The following is a 3,214-nucleotide window of genomic DNA, read 5'->3' as shown; positions in this document are numbered from 1 at the left end:
GCGGTCAGGCCCGCCGACGATGTTGTCCGCGGCATCGCCCTCACCCTTGAGCAAGAGGTCCGCCTTGCAGATCGCGTAGGTCTCGGCGTTGATCTCCTGGCCGAAGAGGTGCGTGGTCACTTCCTTGCCGTGCTGCTTGGCGATCTCCTGCAGCGTCTCCTCGGCAATGGTCAGCATGCCGCCCGTGCCGCAGGCGCCGTCGTAGAGCAGATAGGCCCCCGACTCGATCTGATCCGCGACAGGCAGGAGGATGAGCTTCGCCATGAGGCGCACGGCGTCGCGGGGCGTCCAGTGCTCCCCTGCTTCCTCGTTGTTCTCCTCGTTGAATCGCCGGACCAGCTCCTCGAAGAGCGTCCCCATGCCGTGGTTGTCGAGACCCTGGTGTTTCACCGTGCCGTCGCCATTCATGACAGGGTTCGGGCTCAGGTTGACTTCAGGCGAGAGCAGCTTCTCGATCAGGGTCCCCAGCGCGTCCGCCTTCGACAGGCGAGGAATCTGGTTGCGGAACTCGAAGTTCTCGATGATCTCCTGGACGTTCGGCGAGAAGCCGTCGAGGTAGGCCTCGAAGTCGGCCTTGAGCTGCTGCTGGCTGGCGCGGGCCTTGAGGTCGCGCAGCGTGAACTGCGATGTGTTGTAGAGGGCATGGCCGGCCGCCTTGCGCAGCGCCTGGTCCTGGTTGACGATCTTGGCCTTGTCGAGCGACGCCTTCATGTCGAGCACCGCCGGCTTGGTCGGCTCGAGCACGGCGTCGAGCCGGCGCAGCACTGTCATCGGCAGGATGACATCGCGGTACTTGCCGCGGACGTAGAGGTCCCGCAGAACGTCGTCGGCGATCCCCCAGATGTAGCTGACGATCCAGCCCAAGTGGCCTTGTTCCATACGGTCCTTCCCAATCCAGAGCATGCGGAGCATGAGATGGCTCTGCACGGTGGCGGGCCATCGCCAACGCCCATGCACCAAGCTTTCGGCTTACCGCCTCTCCTCACGCAGCGCTTCTTCCTTCATGACCTTATCGAACTTGGCCCAACCCATCTTGCATCCATAGGATGTGCCGCGGGGAAACCAGACCACCGAGCCGTTGGACACCGTGAGAGTGCCGATTACCTTGCCATCTGCCTTCACACGGAACTTCGCATCCGACTTCCCGAGCTGTCGCTCGGGAACGATGATTGTCACATCATGCCTTGCCATCTACTGGACCTCCTCCACATCGCGCCAACGCTGACCACGCCGCGCTCACCAGTGTCGAGTCGCCCACGTTCGTCACCATCGCATGGAGTGCAGACTGCGCGGGGGCAATTCCCCTCGAAGCGCAGGGCACTGCATCTTGTTGAACCGCGCTTGACTCTAGGGGACTGCTAGCTCGATAGCAAGATATGACTGGCTGTTCTCGACGTGGACGAACTCCAGGGCAGGCCTTCGGCACCTCGTGCGGCTGCAGCGCCAGTCTAGCGCATCCTGGGCCACTGCCTAGGCCATGCCGAGGACCAGATACGCCTCCCCCGCCAGATAGAACGACCCCGTCACCAGCGCCGGCGCCGGCCCCGCCGCGGCCAGCGCCGCCTCGAGATCCGCCGCGCCTTCCCAGCGCGCCGCGGCCTCCCCCGCGCGCTCGGCGAGCGCTGCCGGGCTCATCGCCCGCGGCTGCCGGGCCGCCGTGAGGATCACGCGGCAGGGGCACTCCGCCAGCAGCGCCAGCATCGGCTCGATCTCCTTGTCCGCCATGCAGCCGAAGATCACGCAGGCCGACGCAGCCGGTAGGCCCTCGGTCGCGAGCAGGTGCAGCCAGGCCGCGAGCGTCAGGCGCAGGGCCTCGGGGTTGTGCCCGCCGTCGATCACGCGCAGGGGCGAGCCGGGCAGACGATCGAAGCGCGCCGGCAGCGCGGTGGCGGCGAGCGCCGCGCCAGGATCTGCCGGCAGCAGCCGCTCGCCCCGCCGCGCGCCGAGATCCGCGAGCGCGAGCAGGGCCAAGGCGGCATTCCCCGCCTGCACAGCGGCCAGGCCCGGCAGCGGATAGCGCCCGGCGAGCGCCGCGGCGGCAGACCCCGCCGCGGCCGAACCCGCCGCCGCAACGCTCGCGCCGCCTTCCACCACCAGTTCCCCCCCCTCCAGCCGCCACGCCAGCGCCGCATCCCGCTCGACCAGCTCGAAGCCGATCGCCTCCGCCATCTCGCGCGCCACGGCCCGCAGCTCAGGCGAAGTAATCGCCGAGTACAGCGGACGCCCCGCGATACCGATCGCCAGCTTCTCGCGCGCGATGCCCGCCAGGTCGCTGCCCAGGTAGCGGCTGTGGTCCAGGGAGATCCCGGTCACGAGCGCGGCCTCGGCGTCCGCGACACGCGTGGAGTCCAGCCGCCCGCCGAGGCCCGTCTCCCAGAGCACCCAGTCGACGCCGCGCTCGGCGAAGTGGAGGAGCCCCATGAGCGTGATCGTCTCGAAGAAGGTGGCCTCGCGCTCCGCGACCGCCGGCGCCACGCGCTCGACCAGGGCGCCCACGCCCGCGTCGCCCAGGGCCACGCCGTCCACACGCAGCCGCTCGCCCACGTGCAGGAGGTGCGGGCTCGTGAAGAGCCCCGTCGAGTAGCCGGCCGCCCGCAGCTGGCGTTCCAACAAATGACAGACCGAGCCCTTGCCGTTGGTGCCGGCGACATGGAGGAAGCGCAGCGCGCGCTGCGGGTCGCCAAAGCGCGCCGCGAGGGCGCGGATGTTCTCGAGCCCCGGCTTCATGCCGAAGCGCGTGAGCGAGTAGAGGAAGCGCTCGGTCTCGGTGGTCGGGGCCGTCAGGGGAGTCTCGGGGAAGTCGAAGCGGCGGCTGGGCTCGACCCCGCCGCCGGGCGCGTCGGGCATGGCGCGCTAGGCGCTGTCGTCGGCGACGAAGGGGTAGCCGCTCGCCCGCCGCAGCAGGCGCGGCAAGCCCTCATCGGCCTGGGCCGGCGCTTGCACCTCGCTGCGCGCCTGCACACGGCGCTCCCGGGAGAAGAAGCGCAGGCTCTGCGCCAGCACCCGCCGCAGCTCGTGCCGGCCGACAACGCGGTCCACCTGGCCGTGCTCCTCGAGGAACTCGGCCGTCTGGAAGCCCTCGGGCAGCTCGGCGTTGATCGTCTGCTGGATCACGCGCGGGCCGGCGAAGCCGATCAGGGCCTTCGGCTCGGCGAAGTTGAGGTCGCCGAGCATCGCGAAGGAGGCGGTCACGCCGCCCGTCGTCGGGTGCGTG

At 69.4% G+C, this 3,214-nt stretch carries 3 protein-coding genes and 1 pseudogene; all 4 read right to left on the bottom strand.

The window, feature by feature from the left end; all coding sequences use genetic code 11:
- On the bottom strand, positions 1-879 hold an 879-nt coding region (locus FJ251_14845; GenBank protein MBM4118980.1), incomplete at its 3' end, for an SAM-dependent DNA methyltransferase.
- 90 nt (positions 880-969) lie between these two features.
- On the bottom strand, positions 970-1,191 hold the full coding sequence (locus FJ251_14840; GenBank protein ID MBM4118979.1) for a hypothetical protein: 222 nt from the start codon (positions 1,189-1,191) through the stop codon (positions 970-972).
- A 279-nt stretch (positions 1,192-1,470) separates the two neighbouring features.
- On the bottom strand, positions 1,471-2,847 hold the full coding sequence (locus FJ251_14835; GenBank protein MBM4118978.1) for a bifunctional folylpolyglutamate synthase/dihydrofolate synthase: 1,377 nt from the start codon (positions 2,845-2,847) through the stop codon (positions 1,471-1,473).
- Between the two features lie 138 nt (positions 2,848-2,985).
- Positions 2,986-3,214, bottom strand: a pseudogene (locus tag FJ251_14830) (acetyl-CoA carboxylase carboxyl transferase subunit beta).

The sequence above is a fragment of the bacterium genome (genome assembly GCA_016873475.1).
Classification (GTDB): Bacteria; Krumholzibacteriota; Krumholzibacteriia; order JACNKJ01; family JACNKJ01; genus VGXI01.
The sequence above is the reverse complement of the archived record's forward strand: the minus strand, read 5'-3'. Positions and strand labels throughout refer to the sequence as shown.